This is a genomic window from Enterococcus innesii (genome assembly GCF_022846515.1).
In the GTDB taxonomy this organism is placed as follows: domain Bacteria; phylum Bacillota; class Bacilli; order Lactobacillales; family Enterococcaceae; genus Enterococcus_D; species Enterococcus_D innesii.
The window spans coordinates 1551911-1567889 of record NZ_AP025635.1 but is presented as its reverse complement, the minus strand read 5'-3'; the positions used below and the strand labels follow the sequence as shown (position 1 = coordinate 1567889).

Genomic DNA, 15979 nt, shown 5'->3' with positions numbered 1-15979 from the left:
TTGACGTATCGCTTTTAGCGATATAGTATAAGGGCATAGAAAGGAGGCGTTGAAATGCCGAAAGAGCAGATGATGACATTGGCTGCGTTGCGTAAAAGAATGCAATTAACGCAGTCAGAGGTAGCGCAAAGGATTGGGGTTACAAGAGAAACAATCATGAGGTGGGAGAAAGATTCGTCAGATATGCCGGCAAAATATATGTTTGTTTTTGCTGATCTTTACAAATATCCGCTTAATGGAATTTTTTTTGGCGATAGTATCGCTTTTAGCGATAGTTTGAAATGATGGGAGGTTCTCCTATGGAAATTATTAATTTGGATAGTAATGGAAATAAGATAAAAGATTTGTCAAAAATCGTATTGTCCCAAGAAAAGAGCTTGTTGCTTTACCAATTGATTATAAGAAGTAACAACAATAGGGGTGTGACAGCATGACCTACACACTACAACAAGAGCTGCAGATCGACACCCTAGCTAAAGAGAAAGTGCATAGCCTACATGAGCAGCTAAACGATCGCAAAAGCTTACTGAGCGACTCTCAACGAGATTTGCTAGTTAGAGATCTCAAAAGATATCAGGAGTTACTTTATCAATGCCGATTGAATCGGCAAATAGAAGTGAGGTGAGAAGAATGAAAATCACAATCGAAGCAAAACCAGAAGAAATAACAAAATTGCTCCAAGCTGTCGGAAGCAACCTAGAGCAACAGTTGGTAAAAATTATTCATGATCCAAGTAATAAACCTAGTCGCTTTCCTTCATTGGACGAGTTGTATCCACATATTCATGGTACTTCTCAAGAAGAATCAAATTAGTTCTGATGGATGATCACTTTATTATTTTTTCTTTTGGAAAAAGAAAGTTAAAAGTTTAATTGTTGCAACCAATGCAAAAATATTTATCTGACCGGATTGGGCATTGAAAATCAAATCGGCAAGTAAGATATAACCATTACTTACTAAAGATTCAGCAACTTTTTCACCATGCCATTTTGGGTCTTTTAGAGAGGAGAGTGTACTTTGAATAAAAATATACAATGGGTTGCCATCGTTTGTTCGGCCGGTTTCGCTTTGTTGATTTTCCCTATCGTCTTGATTGTACACGTCGTGTTCATGCTCCCGATTGTTTTCCTCTACTACATCATTCAGTTCAGTAGAGGCTATATCAGAAGGTGCTTGGATATCATCAAGAAAGGTTTCTAATTTTTGAATCATTTCGATTCTTTGTTCTTCAGTTAATCTTTGTTTGGGAAATGTTTCGAGTTCATTCACTAAAATAGAGTAGTCACTTTGAAGAGTTTCAACAACTTCATCATCGACTTCTTCAGTATCTGAATAATATTTAGTTAAATCAGGCATCGAATCACTTAATTTATTCTGAATAGATTGAATTTGATTGTAAAAATTTTGATTTATATCTACAAATTCAATTGGTTTGATAGCTGTTTGCAGTTGACTGATTTGCTGCACATACGATATTAGGTCTGTTCTTGAAAATTCATTTTGAATACGTTCGGTTCTTTTTATCCATTCAGGATTTATGATTTGCTCGATTTTCTTTCTTGTTTCTAAAGCTTTTTTAAAGTTAGGAGTATTAGCTATACTATCCATTCTTTTTAACATTTTTAAGTATTCATTCATATTCACAGTTTCCACCACCTTATCAATTATTTCAGCCGACCACTGACTGATAAGGAAATTATACCAAAGAAAGGAATAAAAAAATGAACACACCACAAATTTTCAATTTCGAACAAAACGAAGTTCGGACAATCTTAGTAAATGACGAGCCATATTTTGTAGGTAAAGATGTAGCAGGAGTTTTAGGATATTCGAACACTAAAGACGCCTTGTCACGACACGTGGATTCGGAAGATAAGACGGGGTCGCGAATCACGACCTCAGGTCAATCAAGAGAGATGACGATCATCAACGAATCGGGGTTGTACAGCATGATACTTAAATCCAAGCTACCAAATGCAAGAAAGTTCAAACGTTGGGTAACGAGTGAAGTCCTTCCAACAATCAGAAAAACAGGTAGCTACACAAACGTTCCTCAAAGTTTCGCTCAGGCATTGCGACTAGCAGCTGACCTAGAAGAAAAGAACCAACTGCTCGAACAGCAAATCGCTGAATATGAACCGAAAATCAGTTACCTAGATATGATCCTGTCATCGACTGATACAGCAGCAACGTCTCAAATCGCTGCTGATTATGGAATGTCGGCAATCGCACTTAACAAACTGCTTAATGAGTTAGGTGTTCAGCATAAAGTCAGTGGTCAATGGATACTGTACCGCAAACACATGAACCAAGGATACACAAAATCGCACACAAGCGAAATTCCAAAAGCTGATGGCGGCGTAAAAGTTGTGATGAATACAAAGTGGACGCAAAAAGGTCGGGTCTTCATTTACAACTTATTAACTGCAGAGGGTTACTATCCTCAAATGGATCTACTGGATTAAAAATAACCCCACACGGAAGGAGGGGCTTAGTCTTATTACTATTTCAATTGTTTGGTTTGATAAGTATTTTGCAAAGAATCGAAACAACTAGCATAAGAGTTATGGGTGAGGTGACACCATTAATTACACCAGAAGCCATTGCAAAAATAGTTTGGTAAATAAAGCCAGAAAGTTCATTATAAAATGTCTGTTTATTTAGAAGCACATCTAAGAAAGAAGGGTCGATATCTTGATTTATAACTTTTTCTTCGTGTTCGGAATCTTGAGTTTTATTAGATACCAACTCACTTTTATCACTTATTTCTTGATTGTCCTTGAGCAACGTAGGGGACATCGAATTAAGATAATTTCGAATCTCATTGGATTCTTGAATGTTCTGATTGGCAATAAATTCCGACGCTAACAACAAACTTTCTTTTTCCTCTTTTGTAAAATCTTGTTTCTCTTTCAACTCAACTAATCTGGAGTCTAAACTAGTAAGTTGAGTTTCGATCGGACCATCATTTTTGAGTTCATCGGGAGTAGTAATACCGCTATAAAATTTCTTTACATCTGGGATTAAAGAACGAATCTTGTCGTAATGTTCAGTTGCTACTTTCACATTTTCAGTAGCAGCATTCATTATCTTAACATGTGGAGCAATCACTTCTTCAAATTGTCGGATTTGTTCTAAGGCAGGCTCAATAATTTTCTTTCGTTCTTCTAAGTAAGAATTAAATGTTTCGAGATTAAATCCATCCACATTAACACCACCAGTTTTTAACAATTATACCAAAGGAGGAACAGCATGAAAATCACTATCTCAATAGAAACAAACGGATCGACAATGCAGCATACCGTATCAACAAAAGAAGAAGCGCTCGCTTTGATCGATCGATACTTCAAGGAGGAAAAACTATGATTAAGAAATTTTGCATCTGGTATTTACGAATCACTGAAACACCGGTATTTCTCAATTTAGAAACGGTGGATGGGGACATCAATCTTGCCGCAAAAAAAGGACCGGTTTTCCTAAGTGCGGATACTGGCCCCTATGGAGTATTCCTTAATTATAAAAGCAAAAGGAAGGTGAGACGGTATGACTAGAGCAGAAGCTTTGCGCATCGGTAAAGTCATTGCTGATCGCATGTGTGAGATTGAAAAGCCATCTATTTTAGCTAAACAACATATCGAACGAATGAAACAAAAAAAGTGACTCAGCCGCCAAGCATCGAGTCACAAACAAAATGTATTCAAGGAGAGTGTATCATGGATCAATTTGACAGTCTAGGGGCAAGACAATTGCCACCAGAGGAAAATGACCCTATAGCATTTGATTGGCGTGGCAATCCCCTATATCAAGGTGACCTAGTCTATTCCATTGAAGATCAATTCATCCATGAGGATGACCTATTGGAGTACTGCAAATCAAAACTAGGAAAGCCGGTGCCCTTATGACAATAAAAGAAATCGTTTCTTTCGAGGAGCTTTACAACCGAGATCTGACGAATGCAGTTAAGAAGAATGTCCAAAAATACACAGATAAACAAGGAAATCCACAAGAATTTTCTCTTGAATATCTTTCATGGTCATACGGATGGCGTGAAATGAAACGTATTGATCCTGAGGCATCAGAAAAAGTCCACGAATTTCCAATGTTTGATAATCAATTCCGAATGATTGAAGGGGTGACAGTCCCTTATTTGAAAACACCACAAGGATTTTTCGTCAGAAACACTGTGACATTTCAAGGTAAGGCAGAAACCGAATGGCTGCCAATTGTTGAAAAAGCCAAGTATCCAGTATCTAATCCTAATAGTTTTCAAATTAACACTAGTAACAAACGTTGCTTTGTTAAAGCGTTGGCCAAACATGGATTAGGCTTGTATCTCTATGCAGGGGAAGATATGCCAGAAGATATTTCAAAACCAGAACTAATTAGCGAGGAACAAGTCGGCTATTTGGACGAAATACTCAAGGTTGTTGCTCAAGCGACAGACACGGATTTTGAAATCCTTGTTGCAAATATACGAGAAAACACAAAAATACAAACACCATTTGATCAATTAAATAAAAATGAATATGGCACTATTTTGAATTATGCCAATCGGATGAAGCTTAAGGCGGAAAAAGTTCAGAAGGCTAAACCACCTGAACAAGCAGCGCCGAAAAAGAATGAAACTAAATCATTTACATGGGGGGAAATATCTGATGAATGAATTAATCAAAACGGACACAATGATTCAGATTGACTATACACCAAGTACCATTGAAATCAAAAATGAAGCAGAGCTAGAAGCGCTGGTTGAAAATACCGTCAATCACTACAATAGTTTGACTTTCAGTGAAGGAGACATTCAGGGGGCGAAAGATGCTCAATCTTCTCTAAATAAAATTATCAAATTATTGGAAGTAAAACGAAAAGAAGTAAAAAAAGGGTATTCTGAGCCGTTAACAGCATTCGAAGCCAAGATCAAGACATTTGTTAATCAGATGGAAACTGCCAAAGAAGGAATTTCTCGGAGCCTCGAAAAGTTCGAAACTAAAGAACGTGATTCACGATCGCTAAAAGTGAAAGAAAAAATAGAGGACCTGTGCAATGCATTAGGTGTCGATCCAAATGAAATCGAAATTCCTGATCGATGGACAAATAAAGGTGCCTTTACTGCTGCAAAGGGTGAATTAACAAAAACGACCAGTAAAGAAATCACAGATACCATCAACGACATCGTGTCTAAAAAACAAACATTAGCAGCGAATAAACAAGCAGTGGAAAGCTATGCGCAGGCCGTTGGCTTGGATCCATTCTCTTGGGTTCGTTGGATTGATCAAGGTCATGAATTGCAAGAAGTCTTTGATCAGATCAATCAAGTGGTTGCTGAACAAAAAGAAAAGCTTGCTAAAGCAGCAGCAATCATTGAAAAAGTTGAGAAAAAAGAGCCAGTTCCATCAGTACCGATTGATCCGGAAACTGGCGAAATCCAAGAAGAGCCTGCTCAAGAAAAGGAAGTATCAGCAAACGGCAAAGTAGTCACGCTGAAACTCAAAGGCTCGGATGAACAATTTAAACTACTAAACAAAAGCATTGTGCAATTAAGGATCGAAATTGTTGAAGTGACCGAGTGATGCTAGCAAAGATTCTAAAGCAAAAGGGGAACAGATTTCTACTGGAAGTTGACGAGGATGTGAATCCTAAACACCTTGAAACGATCCGCAGGGGACAAGAGGGATTTGCAGAAATCCAATTTATAGATAACGACCCTAGGAGTGCGAAGCAAAATGCGTTGTCTCATTCATTGATCAAAGATATTGCTGAGAGTGAAAACATTCCACGCTATGAAGCAAAAGAGAAAATGCGGCACATCTATCAAAACACCTACGATTGTGAATTCAGTCATGCGGAAGCTACAAAATCAGAGATGAACCAATGGATTGACTTTCTAATCGAATACGTTGTTTCAGAAGGAGTTCAGTTACCAAGACGCTATAACTACCTTCTGGAACATGACAGTTTCTTCTACTTCTGCTGCAAATACCGAAAATGCGCAGTAACTGGTCAATCAGGCGCGCAGATCCACCATGTAACGGCAGTAGGGAATCGCCACAGAAACAAGGTCGATCATCGAAAGTTTCCGTTTGTTGCTTTGAGTTGGAAGTACCATAATATCGCTCACAACTTGGGTCAAGAAGAGTTTATCCAAAAATATCAAATCAAACCAGTCTATTTAGACCAAGAGGCATTGATTAAGATTGGAATTATGAATAACGCCCAAATCATGCGATTTGATGAAGAATATGAGACAGAAGATTTGTTTAAGAAAGCCACAAAGGAGGTATAACGTGGTAATTCACAGAAGTTACTTTGCAATCATACCGGCAAGTGTTAGGTATGATAACAGATTGATACCAAGTGCGAAACTTCTGTATGGTGAGATAACCGCTTTATCTAATGAAAGAGGCTATTGCTGGGCAAGTAATGATTATTTCGCCCAATTATACGGAGTTAGCAAACCAACAATTCAAAATTGGCTTAAATCCTTGGAAGACTATGGTCATATTTACAGAGAAGTAAAATACAGACCAAACACTAAGGAAGTTGAAGCCAGAAAAATACGTATAATCAACACCCCTCACCAAGAAAATTTGGTGGGGTCATCAAAAAATCTTGATGAGGGTGACCAAGAAAATTTGGTGACCCCCCACCAAGAAATCTATCAAGATAATAATACATCTATTAATAATACATTTAATAATACAGATAAAGAAGAAGTTGAAACTTCTCCTGTGAAGTATTCTACCGAACACTTCACGCTTGCTTCGAAGCTTAAAAATAATTTGATTAATGATTTTCCTAAAGAAATGAAAAAAGCCAACTTGGAAAAATGGGCAGATGTTATCCGCCTTATGGAGGAAAAGGATGATCGTACTATCAAACAAATTGAGTATGTGATCAATTGGCTTCCTACAAGCGAGTTTTGGTTTGGCAATATCAGAAGCGCTAAAAAGCTGAGAGAAAAATTTGACAGTCTCAAGTTTGAGATAAAAAAGGAATCAAGTAACCAACAGCGAATGAAGAAACCTTTTATTCGAGAAGAACCATTGCCAGAAAGGTTTGTTAATCCTGAACCGGAGCCTGAAATTGCCCCAGAACGCCAAGCGGAAATAAATGCTAAGGTCCAAGCTTATCTAAACAAAAAGGGAGGCGGTTAGATGGATAAAGAAAAAAGTCTTGAAAAAAAGATTCGCCGGCAGCGGATGGTGTACCTTGCAGAAAAAGTCGATCTCGAAAAAGACCCGGATGCCAAAAAGGAATGGGAAAAGCTTCGGGAGGATCTCTATGAAGGTGTAAATCCTGAAAAACGTTTAGTTGAGGTTCTCTATAAAGGGGATGTCATTTTTACAGGGAATAAGAAAACCGTTAGTGAGAAATGCAAGAAGTCCAAAGTCACTGTTAAAAATTTAATCCAAAGTGGGAACCCTGATAAACAAGGGCGAATATACCGCTGGAAAGAGTAACCCCAAAGGTGTCCCACCATTTCATAGGAGGTGTCCCACCTATTGGCTACGAAGAAAAAAAGACCCAGATACGCAATGGATGATGCAACCATCGAAAAGTTTCAGTGGTTGTGTGTGCAGCATCAAAAGCGGTCAGGCAAGAAATTATATCCCAAAGATACATTGAAAGAGTTGATCGACCACGAATATGAAATTCGAAAGAGTTTCGGTTAGGAGTGAATGATGATAGTATTCTTAATTTTTCTCGGTGTGATTGTTTTGTTGAGTATGGAAAACATCACCGCAGAAACAAAAAATCGAAACAAAGCAGTTCATGGAATCATTGTTTTAGTTGCCTTGGCACTAATGTGGAGTCTAGTGAGATGACTGCTAAAGAATCTCTGGTAAATAAAATTGTCGGAGAATTAGAAGCTGATTTAAATTCAGAACAGCTTCGAAAAGTGAACATGCTTCTGGTGATGTATCTCGAACCATTTGAATTGGTTAAGTCTTCAACAGACATAGTAATCTATGACGAAAAGTCAGATGCGTCAGCTTACCATCAATTTATGGTGTCAAAGAAGATTCAGGGGCTTTCAGAGGGAACATTGAAACTTTATATGCAGACGATCAATTTCTTCATGAGCAAGCTTAGAAAGCCGTTTAAGGATATCACCACAAATGACATCCGATTGTTTATTGCTAACAGGGAAATCCATGATCGAATATCTAAAGGTACACTTGCTCGTGAACGTGGCTGCATCGTTAGGTTCTTTCACTGGCTTTATATCGAAGAGTTTATCGATCGAGATCCTGGCGCAAGGGTGGAAAAGATAAAAGTACCCAAAAGGCGCAAACAAGAATTCAGCGAGCTTGAAGTTGAAAAGCTGCGAAGTGCTGCATCTAATGCGAAAGAAACGCTAATCATCGAACTGCTACTGAGTACTGGATGTCGAGTCTCAGAATTGGTTTCTCTAAATTTTAGTGACTATGACCAAGAAAATGATTCGATTGAAGTGATTGGAAAAGGGAACAAGCAAAGAACTTTATACTTTAATGCCAAGGCAAAGCTGGCATTGAATCATTACTTAAAAGAGGTGCCTCACATCACTGGTCCATTATTTTATGGACAGACGAGAGGGAAAGAGATGACTACTGCCGGAATCCAAAAGTTGGTCAAGCGTCTAGGGGAGCGTGCAGGTGTTTTGAATGTTCACCCACACAGATTCAGAAGGACAGCCGCAACACTTGCGAGAAGACACGGAATGCCTATAGAACTCGTTTCTAGGTTCCTCGGTCATGAAAATATTGAGACTACGATGGCTTATTCGATGATTAATGATGATGAAGTGAAGATCTCCCATCAAAAGTTTGTAAGTTGAGGTGAATATTTTGAAAAGAATTTATTATAACGAATTTCATGCGATTTTAGTGGATGAAACAGCAAGGAGCTATCGTTTCATTACTAGTCAAGAAGGAATAGCCTATGCGGATCAAATTGGTGTACAGGCGATTTATCGTAACGCTCTGAATCAAAGGGAAGAGTTTTTGATTGAATTGGGCTATAAAAGAACAAAGTAATCAATATATAGTGGGCGAAAGTACGTTCCTACAATATATTGTGCATAACTTTGTGGATATGTGCATAACTTAAATTTGGAGGAAATAACATGGATGTATTAATTGAATCAGTAGAACAGTGGGCAAAAAATAAGGGACTTGATAAGGCAGAACCTAGCAAACAAATGCTGAAAGTTGTCGAAGAAACTGGTGAAGTTGCGGCTGCATTAGCTAGAAATGATCAGGATGCACTTCGTGATGGCATCGGAGATGTCGCTGTGACTTTAATTATTTTAGCTTTACAAAACGACATGGATCTATACGAGTGCTTGAATTTCGCTTATGACGAAATCAAAGGACGGACTGGAAAGATGGTCAATGGTGTTTTCGTTAAGTCCAGTGACCTGAAATAATTCCAGAATCGGAAGAGATTACCAACTTGGAAAGAAAAAAGACCAACAAAAGTTGATCTAATTAATCCTTATAATGAATACTTCCATCTGGCTCTAGTCTTGGTGTAATTGCGACGCCTTTTCCGTCTGAACCGATAACAATTGTTTGAATATATTGTACCTGTGTCTCGGGATCAGTAATAACAAAGATTTCGTTGGTTCTGCCTTTATAAACCTGTTCAACTTCAAATTCAATATTGTTCGCCATAGAATCACTCCTTTAAAATAAAATACCATAATAAACAAACAAAATAAATAAATACTATAAATGTTTGTAGATATGAAAATTTAGCAACGACAGAAATAATGAAATTTATGATAAAAACGGAGTTTTTCTGTTTTAACAATTTGCCTTAACTCTCAATAAAATTTTTAAAGAACAAGAATAGCGAATCTGGTTCGTCAATCGGTAAGTTATGTCCGCTGTGAGATAAGAGTTTAACTTCAAAATTTTTTCTATCATTCATTAATTCTAGTTGGTCTTTATAACCTACTATTTGATCATATCTACCTAATAAAACTGTGCAATGGGTATCTTTTATTCTATCAAAGAGTAGATTTTCAAAACTTAACATATAGTCCTCTTCGGAAATATTAGTCCAAAAAGAATCAGTTCCTTTTTTTAGACCAGGTAATATTGAATGTTGATATTTAGACCAGCTGAGATTGCTTATTTGTACGTTCATGTCTAAATAATCTTCAAAATACTCTTTATTATCAACAGGAATCACTTCTTCTTGAACAATGACCTTGTGGTTTTCTAAAATACGCTCTCTATGTTTTGCTTTTACAACAGGACAGGTGAGGAATAGCTTACTAATATTTGGAAAGAGGGTTGCCAGCCCCAGACATAAATATCCTCCATAAGAATGTCCACACAGTGAGAAGTTTTTGTTATTTGAATGATCTAAAATAAATGAATATATTTCTTCAAGAATATCGTCTGAGTTGTTAATAGAAGGTTTCAGATAAGAATCTCCCATTCCCGGTATATCTAGATAAATTCTTCTAAATGATTGATTAGTTTCGAAAAAGGGTTCATAAAATTCAATCATACTTTCTAAGTTCAAGGAATTTCCATGAATGAAATATATTAATTTACCAGATCCAAATTCTTTGTAATGAATAGTGTCCAATTCTAAAACTCCCTTGCTTATAATTATTTTTATTAATTCATTATAAGCTAAATTTATTTTTTTAACGGAAAATTTTCAAAAAAAAAATAATAATAACTGTGCAGAAACAATCAACCTTGGAATTCAAGCAAAAGCCTTTTGAGAGATGTGGAGAATATTCAATTATTAAAATGGAGGGCAAGGTCGAAGATAATACGTAAGAAATATGAATTATCAGATGTGTAATAACTCATAGACATATAGAAGCTAGTATATAATCCACCAAAATAACCAACTAAGGAGTGAAGCTAGTGCTTCAAATTTTAGAACTTTTCGGAGGCATTGGCAGCCCTCGAATTGCATTGAGAAATTTAGGAATACCGACTAAGTCAATTGATTATGTGGAGATTGATCAGAAAGCCGTTGATAGTTATAACGCTATCTTCGCAGATGAATTACCCTTCAAAACTCAGTCAGTTATTAACTGGAATCTAAAACCGGACATTTTGATTCATGGATCACCTTGCCAAGATGTATCTATTGCGGGACAGCGAAAAGGTGCTGATGAAGGATCAGAAACCAGGTCCAGTTTAATGTGGGAAACAATTAAAGTTGTTCGAGATATGGGGATTTGGAAACCTCGAGTCGTCATCTGGGAGAATGTGAAAGGTGTATTGCATAAGCATATGCGAAAGAATTTCAATCGGTATCTTGATGAACTGGAAAAACTAGGTTATTCAAATTCCTTTGAATTGTTAGATGCAAGGGATTTTGGACTACCACAAGCACGGCAGCGTGTGTTCACGATTTCGATTCTTAACCAAGGGCCTTTTAACTTCCAGATCTTAAAGCGAAAGCCTATGAGAGATATCAAGGAGTTTTTATTGTCCAATGATCAAGTTGATCCAATCTACGATGTAACACAGCCTAGTGTTCTTTCTGTAATCGGAAAGACAGGCATCAAGCGAGCAACAGTGATTCAAGAATATGCATACACAATCACAACTCGACAGGATCGCACACCAGCGCAGGTAATTGATTGTGGGAACGATCGTTTTAGATATCTTACTGAATTGGAGTGCTGGAGGCTACAAGGTTATTCAGATGAGGATTACTTTGCGGCCGCCTCAACAGTTAAAAGAAATGGTAGGTTTCGAATGCCTATGTATAAACAGGCTGGGAATAGCATACCTGTTGATATCTTTGAAAGTCTGTTTGAAGCACTAATATAGTCGGCTATCCGACGAAATAGCAGAAAGCGAGGAATGAATGTGAGTTTAGTCTATAACAACAAAAAATTAATTGGTAAGTGTAGCAAGTTCGCAATTGAAAAAGTTCAGGGCACTAGCCCATTTGTAATGCTAGAAAATTTTGAGACGAAGCAACCGCAACTCAACGAGAATCAGCAGATTGTGTTGGAGTTTTTGAAGGGAATAGCCGTAAAAACTGACAGTGCTCCAATTGTAACTTTTGCAGATTTCGGATGGCAACACTTTGGTTCAGCGTTACCTTCTACCGTTGAGCAAGCTTATCAATCGATGAATGGCAAACAGGATTTAGTAATTATGAGCGCTTATGTTAATTGGGCTTTGGAACAGGAGGAAGAGTGATGAAAACCTTTGAAGTAACATGCGTTTCTCATGATGGATCAGTAGGAACGATGCAAATTGAAGCTGTCACATCAGACGGGGCTATTGCAGAAATGGACACTTATCCAGCAGTTAAATACGTTATAGCCTGCCAAGAAGTTAATTCCGCAATCGTCAGCGATAAATGAATGGAGGTCTTATAGTGAGCAGAAAAATAGATGTTTGGTTAAACGCAGACGGAGGTAACGACATCTATGCAACAATTGAAGTGGAAGATGATGCTACAAATGAAGTTATTGAGAAAGAAGCAAAGCAAGCAATTTTTAATTATGTTGACTGGGGTTGGGTAGAACAGGAGCAAGCCTATGAAAACTAGCCATTCTGTCATCATAATACTGCTAACCATACTCGGTCTAAGTTGGTTATCCTATACAATAGTGGACCAACAGGAACAAATTGAACAGTTACAAGAACAACTGCAGCATGAGCAGATGAAGTACAAGATTATTATTAACGATCCGCTGGTGAGAGATGCTATGGAAGCAGGGGGATAAATGATGGACTTTGCAGTGTTAGTAGCCGTGGCACTTTTTGCCACAGTATTCGCAAGTGTAATTTTTGGTAAAGAATTAGATGAAAAGGAGAAGCAAGCCATTGCCAAAGAAAAAATCAAAAATAAAAAAGAAAAAGCGTAGATTGCAACAAAAGGCAGAAGCTAATGGAACTGCTAAAAAGAAATAAAAAAGCCGGATTTCTCCGACTAAGTTATAAACCACAAATAAATTCTAACATATCGGAGGGGTCGAGGCTATGAGCTTATTTCCAGAAATTGATGAGAATAAAACTCGTGAAAGAGCACGTGAGCTTCTCGGAGACTATATGTCAATGAAGAGGCATGTGAGTTTTGACGACAGTGTCTATGATCTAACTCAAGCCATACAATACAGTGACATGCCCAAAAGCCCAAGCAGCCGTAATGGACAGGAGCATAAAACTGCTATGATGTTTCGAGGGATAACCAAACAACATCAAAATTATAATAGGAAAATCGCTGAAATCGATCATGCTATTAAGCAGCTGCCTGACATTTATCAGAAGATACTGAAAAAATCATACTGTGTAAAGAACCCGTGTACGATCAACGAGTTGGCAGCAAGCATAACTGGATACAGGATTACCACGTATGGCCAGAAAGAAGAATTTCACTACAGCATCAAGAATATTGAACGCTTAAAAGCTCAGGCTTTAATCGCGTTTGCTGAAGCATATAAGATGGGAGAACTGATCACTCTAAAAAATTAGGGATAAAATAGGGAAAAGTTAGGGATAAAATAGGACATTTTTGACATTTGGCGTAATACAATAGTATCATCAACAAATTGTAAATATCAGGGCGCACTCCTTTATGATCAGTTGGCAGACCTACTTTCGTGATTCTCCTTTTAGCGCCCTGTATTTAATTAAGACGGCACCAAAAAATTTAAAATGAATGGAGTTGAACACACTCCTTATCTTCATTCGCTAGCCGTCTTAAGACAGGAATTGGCTCAGTTTGGTAGAGCGCTACTCTTGGGCAGTAGAGGTCGTAGGTTCAAATCCTACATTCCTGATTGGGAGTTGTCGGTTAGATTACTCACATGATCTTTGATACTTCCTACTAAAGTATAGATGAAAAGAAAGCGGTCCTTTTATGGGCCGTTTTTTTGTGGTTAAAACATTACGAAGGCGGTGGCGTTGATGTGCAGAAATGGGAGTTAGCATACATAGATTATCAAAACGGCATGAAGTACAAAGACATAGCCGCTAAACATGATGTATCTATCAATACAGTTAAGTCTTGGAAGTCTAGAAAGTGGAATGCACCTCCTGAAAAAAAGGGTGCAACCAAGAAAGAAAAGGTTGCACACAAAAAAGAGGTGCAACCAGTAATAGATAATGATGATTTAACAGAGCAACAAAAACTGTTTTGTCTTTATTATCTACAGAGCTTCAACGCGACTAAGGCATACCAACAGGCGTATGGATGTGATTATAATTCCGCTAGGTCTAACAGTATAAGATTGCTAGCAAAAGATAGCATAAAGATCGAGTTGAAAAGACTGAAGGCAGAACTGCAGCAAGATGTGTTTCTTGATGTAAAAGATTTGATTAGAGAATATGCAAAGCAGGCATTTGCCGATATCACTGATTTTGTTGAGTTCTCATCAACAGAACACAAGCTTTATGAGTATGATGAGGCAGGCGAGAAGCAAGAGGTGTTTAACGAGTTTACTGGCGAATTGGAAACATACAAATCATCCCAAGTTTCATTGAAAAACAGTGAAGAAGTCGATGGCACACTCATCCAAGAGGTTAAAAAAGGGAAAGATGGAGTTTCTGTCAAACTCTATGACAAGCAAAAAGCTATGGCCGAACTTATGAAGTATATTGAAATTGATGAATTGCACAATGCTCAAATCAAAAAAGCTAAAGCAGACGCAGAAATTTCCCAATTTAAAGCCGAAGCACTCAAAAATGGCACAACTCAGACTACTGAAGATAAGTTAGATGAGTTGTTAGAGAAGATTAGTGGTGAACTGAATGATTAGTGATGTATACACTACTAAACAAATCCAAGTTTTGAATGAAACGGTAAAGAAAGATTGGTTCATTACTTTGCTGCATGGAGCTAAGCGATCAGGAAAGACAAAGATAAACAATGATTTATTTTTGTTTGAGTTAAGACGTGTGCGCAAGATAGCAGATAAAGAAGGCATTAAAGAGCCGATGTATATTCTCGCTGGTGTATCAAGTGCCACTATTCAAAAGAACATACTGCAAGAGCTTTACAACATGTATAGCATTGAACCCAAATTTGATAAGCATAATAACTTTGTCTTGTTCGGTGTGAAGGTGGTTCAAGCATACACGGGAAACATTGGCGGTGTTGGTGCTATTCGTGGTATGACGGCTCATGGTGCATATATCAATGAAGCTTCATTAGCTAAGCAAGAAGTATTTGCTGAAATCGTTTCTCGTTGTTCAGGAACAGGCGCTAGGATATTGGGCGATACCAACCCAGATAATCCAGAGCATTGGCTAAAAAAGGAATATATCGACAATACAAGTAAAAATATCAAGGCGTTTCATTTTGAATTAGATGACAACACATTTCTTTCTGATCGATACAGAGAAAATATTAAAGAGTCAACGCCTAGTGGTATGTTCTACGATCGTGACATAAAAGGATTGTGGGTGTCTGCTGAAGGTGTGGTATATCAAGACTTTGATGCGAGTAAGCATTACGTCCAATCAAATGAAATCCCTCAGTTATCCTCTTTCTATTGTGGAGTTGACTGGGGATACGAACACTGGGGATCAATTGTTGTTATAGGCGAAACAGATAACGGAACAGCATATCTCATAGAAGAACATGCCACACAGTTTGAAGAAATTGATTATTGGGTAGAAATTGCCAAAGGTATTCGAGAGCGTTATGGCTCAAGGATACCTTTTTATTGTGATTCTGCAAGACCAGAGCATGTTGCAAGGTTTAAACGCGAACGAATCGAAGCATTTAACGCAGACAAAGCCAGATTAAGTGGTGTTGAATCTGTTGCCAAGAAGATTAAAGCGGATAAGCTTTTTATCTGTCGTGACAAAGTTAAGAAGTTTCCAAACGAGATTTATCAATATGTTTGGGATAAACGAAAAGGGGAACCGATTAAAGAATTTGATGATGTTCTTGATGCATTAAGATATGCAATTTACTCACACGAGTTGAAGAAAAGCAAAAAGGCTCAAATCGTCAGCAAAGTTAAATTCGGATTTTAAGAGAGGTGATA

Annotated in this window: 29 protein-coding genes and 1 tRNA gene; 26 read left to right on the top strand and 4 right to left on the bottom strand. The window is 37.6% G+C overall.

Translation table 11 applies throughout. From position 1 onward, the window contains the following. Positions 1 to 54: 54 nt before the first annotated feature. The 3 genes from ENLAB_RS07300 to ENLAB_RS07295 all read left to right on the top strand — a co-directional run bounded on the left by ENLAB_RS07300 (position 55) and on the right by ENLAB_RS07295 (position 813). The gene (locus ENLAB_RS07300; RefSeq protein WP_074934662.1) at positions 55 to 285 is read left to right on the top strand and encodes a helix-turn-helix transcriptional regulator; all 231 of its coding nucleotides are present in this window, start codon (positions 55 to 57) and stop codon (positions 283 to 285) included. Between the two features lie 14 nt (positions 286 to 299). After that, the gene (locus tag ENLAB_RS16875) at positions 300 to 434 is read left to right on the top strand and encodes a hypothetical protein (RefSeq protein ID WP_276526166.1); all 135 of its coding nucleotides are present in this window, start codon (positions 300 to 302) and stop codon (positions 432 to 434) included. A gap of 157 nt (positions 435 to 591) precedes the next feature. Then, positions 592 to 813, top strand: a complete 222-nt coding sequence (locus ENLAB_RS07295) for a hypothetical protein (protein WP_244353287.1) — start codon at positions 592 to 594, stop codon at positions 811 to 813. Positions 814 to 834: 21 nt separating this feature from the next. Here ENLAB_RS07295 and ENLAB_RS07290 read toward each other — a convergent pair whose 3' ends face one another. Beyond that, positions 835 to 1644 (bottom strand): hypothetical protein, encoded by an 810-nt coding sequence (locus ENLAB_RS07290; RefSeq protein ID WP_244353286.1) that lies wholly within the window; start codon positions 1642 to 1644, stop codon positions 835 to 837. Between the two features lie 77 nt (positions 1645 to 1721). On the opposite strand from ENLAB_RS07290, the gene ENLAB_RS07285 reads away from it, so the two are divergent. Further along, a complete protein-coding gene (locus tag ENLAB_RS07285) occupies positions 1722 to 2465 on the top strand; it encodes a phage antirepressor KilAC domain-containing protein (RefSeq protein ID WP_244353285.1) in 744 nt (247 codons plus the stop codon). Between the two features lie 43 nt (positions 2466 to 2508). Here ENLAB_RS07285 and ENLAB_RS07280 read toward each other — a convergent pair whose 3' ends face one another. Beyond that, on the bottom strand, positions 2509 to 3207 hold the full coding sequence (locus tag ENLAB_RS07280; RefSeq protein WP_244353284.1) for a hypothetical protein: 699 nt from the start codon (positions 3205 to 3207) through the stop codon (positions 2509 to 2511). A 155-nt stretch (positions 3208 to 3362) separates the two neighbouring features. On the opposite strand from ENLAB_RS07280, the gene ENLAB_RS07275 reads away from it, so the two are divergent. The 12 genes from ENLAB_RS07275 (at position 3363) to ENLAB_RS07220 (ending at position 9412) form a co-directional block, all read left to right on the top strand. Beyond that, positions 3363 to 3551: a hypothetical protein gene (locus ENLAB_RS07275; protein WP_142425404.1), complete on the top strand. Its 189-nt coding sequence runs from the start codon at positions 3363 to 3365 to the stop codon at positions 3549 to 3551. Between the two features lie 162 nt (positions 3552 to 3713). Further along, on the top strand, positions 3714 to 3902 hold the full coding sequence (locus ENLAB_RS07270) for a hypothetical protein (RefSeq protein ID WP_244353283.1): 189 nt from the start codon (positions 3714 to 3716) through the stop codon (positions 3900 to 3902). Then, positions 3899 to 4663 (top strand): Sak single strand annealing protein, encoded by a 765-nt coding sequence (locus ENLAB_RS07265; RefSeq protein ID WP_244353282.1) that lies wholly within the window; start codon positions 3899 to 3901, stop codon positions 4661 to 4663. The genes ENLAB_RS07270 and ENLAB_RS07265 overlap by 4 nt, the downstream gene beginning before the upstream one ends. After that, complete coding sequence (locus ENLAB_RS07260; protein ID WP_244353281.1) at positions 4656 to 5570, top strand: DUF1351 domain-containing protein; 915 nt, start codon at positions 4656 to 4658, stop codon at positions 5568 to 5570. Before ENLAB_RS07265 ends, ENLAB_RS07260 begins: the two co-directional genes overlap by 8 nt. After that, a complete protein-coding gene (locus ENLAB_RS07255) occupies positions 5570 to 6283 on the top strand; it encodes a putative HNHc nuclease (protein ID WP_244353279.1) in 714 nt (237 codons plus the stop codon). Before ENLAB_RS07260 ends, ENLAB_RS07255 begins: the two co-directional genes overlap by 1 nt. A 1-nt stretch (position 6284) precedes the next feature. Next, on the top strand, positions 6285 to 7154 hold the full coding sequence (locus ENLAB_RS07250) for a helix-turn-helix domain-containing protein (protein ID WP_244353271.1): 870 nt from the start codon (positions 6285 to 6287) through the stop codon (positions 7152 to 7154). Beyond that, a complete protein-coding gene (locus ENLAB_RS07245; protein ID WP_244353270.1) occupies positions 7155 to 7460 on the top strand; it encodes a hypothetical protein in 306 nt (101 codons plus the stop codon). A 42-nt stretch (positions 7461 to 7502) separates the two neighbouring features. Then, a complete protein-coding gene (locus ENLAB_RS07240; RefSeq protein WP_167827182.1) occupies positions 7503 to 7673 on the top strand; it encodes a hypothetical protein in 171 nt (56 codons plus the stop codon). A 9-nt stretch (positions 7674 to 7682) separates the two neighbouring features. Continuing rightward, positions 7683 to 7826, top strand: coding sequence for a hypothetical protein (locus ENLAB_RS07235; protein WP_244353269.1), 144 nt, complete (start codon positions 7683 to 7685; stop codon positions 7824 to 7826). Next, positions 7823 to 8821: a tyrosine-type recombinase/integrase gene (locus ENLAB_RS07230; protein ID WP_244353268.1), complete on the top strand. Its 999-nt coding sequence runs from the start codon at positions 7823 to 7825 to the stop codon at positions 8819 to 8821. The genes ENLAB_RS07235 and ENLAB_RS07230 overlap by 4 nt, the downstream gene beginning before the upstream one ends. A 10-nt stretch (positions 8822 to 8831) precedes the next feature. Next, the gene (locus tag ENLAB_RS07225; RefSeq protein WP_439711693.1) at positions 8832 to 9020 is read left to right on the top strand and encodes a hypothetical protein; all 189 of its coding nucleotides are present in this window, start codon (positions 8832 to 8834) and stop codon (positions 9018 to 9020) included. A gap of 89 nt (positions 9021 to 9109) precedes the next feature. Then, entirely contained in the window at positions 9110 to 9412 is a 303-nt protein-coding gene (locus ENLAB_RS07220) for a MazG-like family protein (protein ID WP_144772084.1), read from the top strand. A gap of 61 nt (positions 9413 to 9473) precedes the next feature. Here the strand turns inward: ENLAB_RS07220 and ENLAB_RS07215 are convergent, their stop codons facing one another. Both ENLAB_RS07215 and ENLAB_RS07210 read right to left on the bottom strand, forming a co-directional pair. Next, a complete protein-coding gene (locus ENLAB_RS07215; RefSeq protein ID WP_103301192.1) occupies positions 9474 to 9659 on the bottom strand; it encodes a DUF6440 family protein in 186 nt (61 codons plus the stop codon). Positions 9660 to 9804: 145 nt separating this feature from the next. Then, the gene (locus ENLAB_RS07210; RefSeq protein WP_008381291.1) at positions 9805 to 10587 is read right to left on the bottom strand and encodes an alpha/beta fold hydrolase; all 783 of its coding nucleotides are present in this window, start codon (positions 10585 to 10587) and stop codon (positions 9805 to 9807) included. Positions 10588 to 10877: 290 nt separating this feature from the next. Between ENLAB_RS07210 and dcm the strand changes: the two genes are divergently transcribed. From dcm to ENLAB_RS07160, 10 genes are all read left to right on the top strand, one after another. Continuing rightward, positions 10878 to 11798, top strand: a complete 921-nt coding sequence (dcm, locus tag ENLAB_RS07205) for a DNA (cytosine-5-)-methyltransferase (protein WP_244353266.1) — start codon at positions 10878 to 10880, stop codon at positions 11796 to 11798. Between the two features lie 39 nt (positions 11799 to 11837). Then, positions 11838 to 12176 (top strand): hypothetical protein, encoded by a 339-nt coding sequence (locus tag ENLAB_RS07200; protein ID WP_142968747.1) that lies wholly within the window; start codon positions 11838 to 11840, stop codon positions 12174 to 12176. Further along, positions 12176 to 12343 carry a hypothetical protein gene (locus ENLAB_RS07195; RefSeq protein WP_244353265.1) on the top strand — a complete coding sequence of 56 codons (168 nt, stop codon included), beginning with the start codon at positions 12176 to 12178 and terminating at the stop codon, positions 12341 to 12343. The genes ENLAB_RS07200 and ENLAB_RS07195 overlap by 1 nt, the downstream gene beginning before the upstream one ends. Before the next feature lie 14 nt (positions 12344 to 12357). Continuing rightward, the gene (locus ENLAB_RS07190; RefSeq protein ID WP_244353264.1) at positions 12358 to 12531 is read left to right on the top strand and encodes a hypothetical protein; all 174 of its coding nucleotides are present in this window, start codon (positions 12358 to 12360) and stop codon (positions 12529 to 12531) included. After that, on the top strand, positions 12521 to 12709 hold the full coding sequence (locus ENLAB_RS07185; RefSeq protein ID WP_244353262.1) for a hypothetical protein: 189 nt from the start codon (positions 12521 to 12523) through the stop codon (positions 12707 to 12709). Before ENLAB_RS07190 ends, ENLAB_RS07185 begins: the two co-directional genes overlap by 11 nt. After that, on the top strand, positions 12710 to 12850 hold the full coding sequence (locus tag ENLAB_RS07180) for a hypothetical protein (RefSeq protein ID WP_244353260.1): 141 nt from the start codon (positions 12710 to 12712) through the stop codon (positions 12848 to 12850). It begins immediately after the preceding gene. Between the two features lie 115 nt (positions 12851 to 12965). After that, the gene (locus ENLAB_RS07175; protein WP_221693334.1) at positions 12966 to 13457 is read left to right on the top strand and encodes an ArpU family phage packaging/lysis transcriptional regulator; all 492 of its coding nucleotides are present in this window, start codon (positions 12966 to 12968) and stop codon (positions 13455 to 13457) included. 234 nt (positions 13458 to 13691) lie between these two features. Continuing rightward, positions 13692 to 13765 (top strand) — tRNA-Pro (locus ENLAB_RS07170). 93 nt (positions 13766 to 13858) lie between these two features. Continuing rightward, positions 13859 to 14743, top strand: coding sequence for a terminase small subunit (locus tag ENLAB_RS07165; protein ID WP_244353258.1), 885 nt, complete (start codon positions 13859 to 13861; stop codon positions 14741 to 14743). Next, positions 14736 to 15968 carry a PBSX family phage terminase large subunit gene (locus tag ENLAB_RS07160; protein ID WP_244353257.1) on the top strand — a complete coding sequence of 411 codons (1233 nt, stop codon included), beginning with the start codon at positions 14736 to 14738 and terminating at the stop codon, positions 15966 to 15968. Before ENLAB_RS07165 ends, ENLAB_RS07160 begins: the two co-directional genes overlap by 8 nt. Positions 15969 to 15979: the final 11 nt, after the last annotated feature.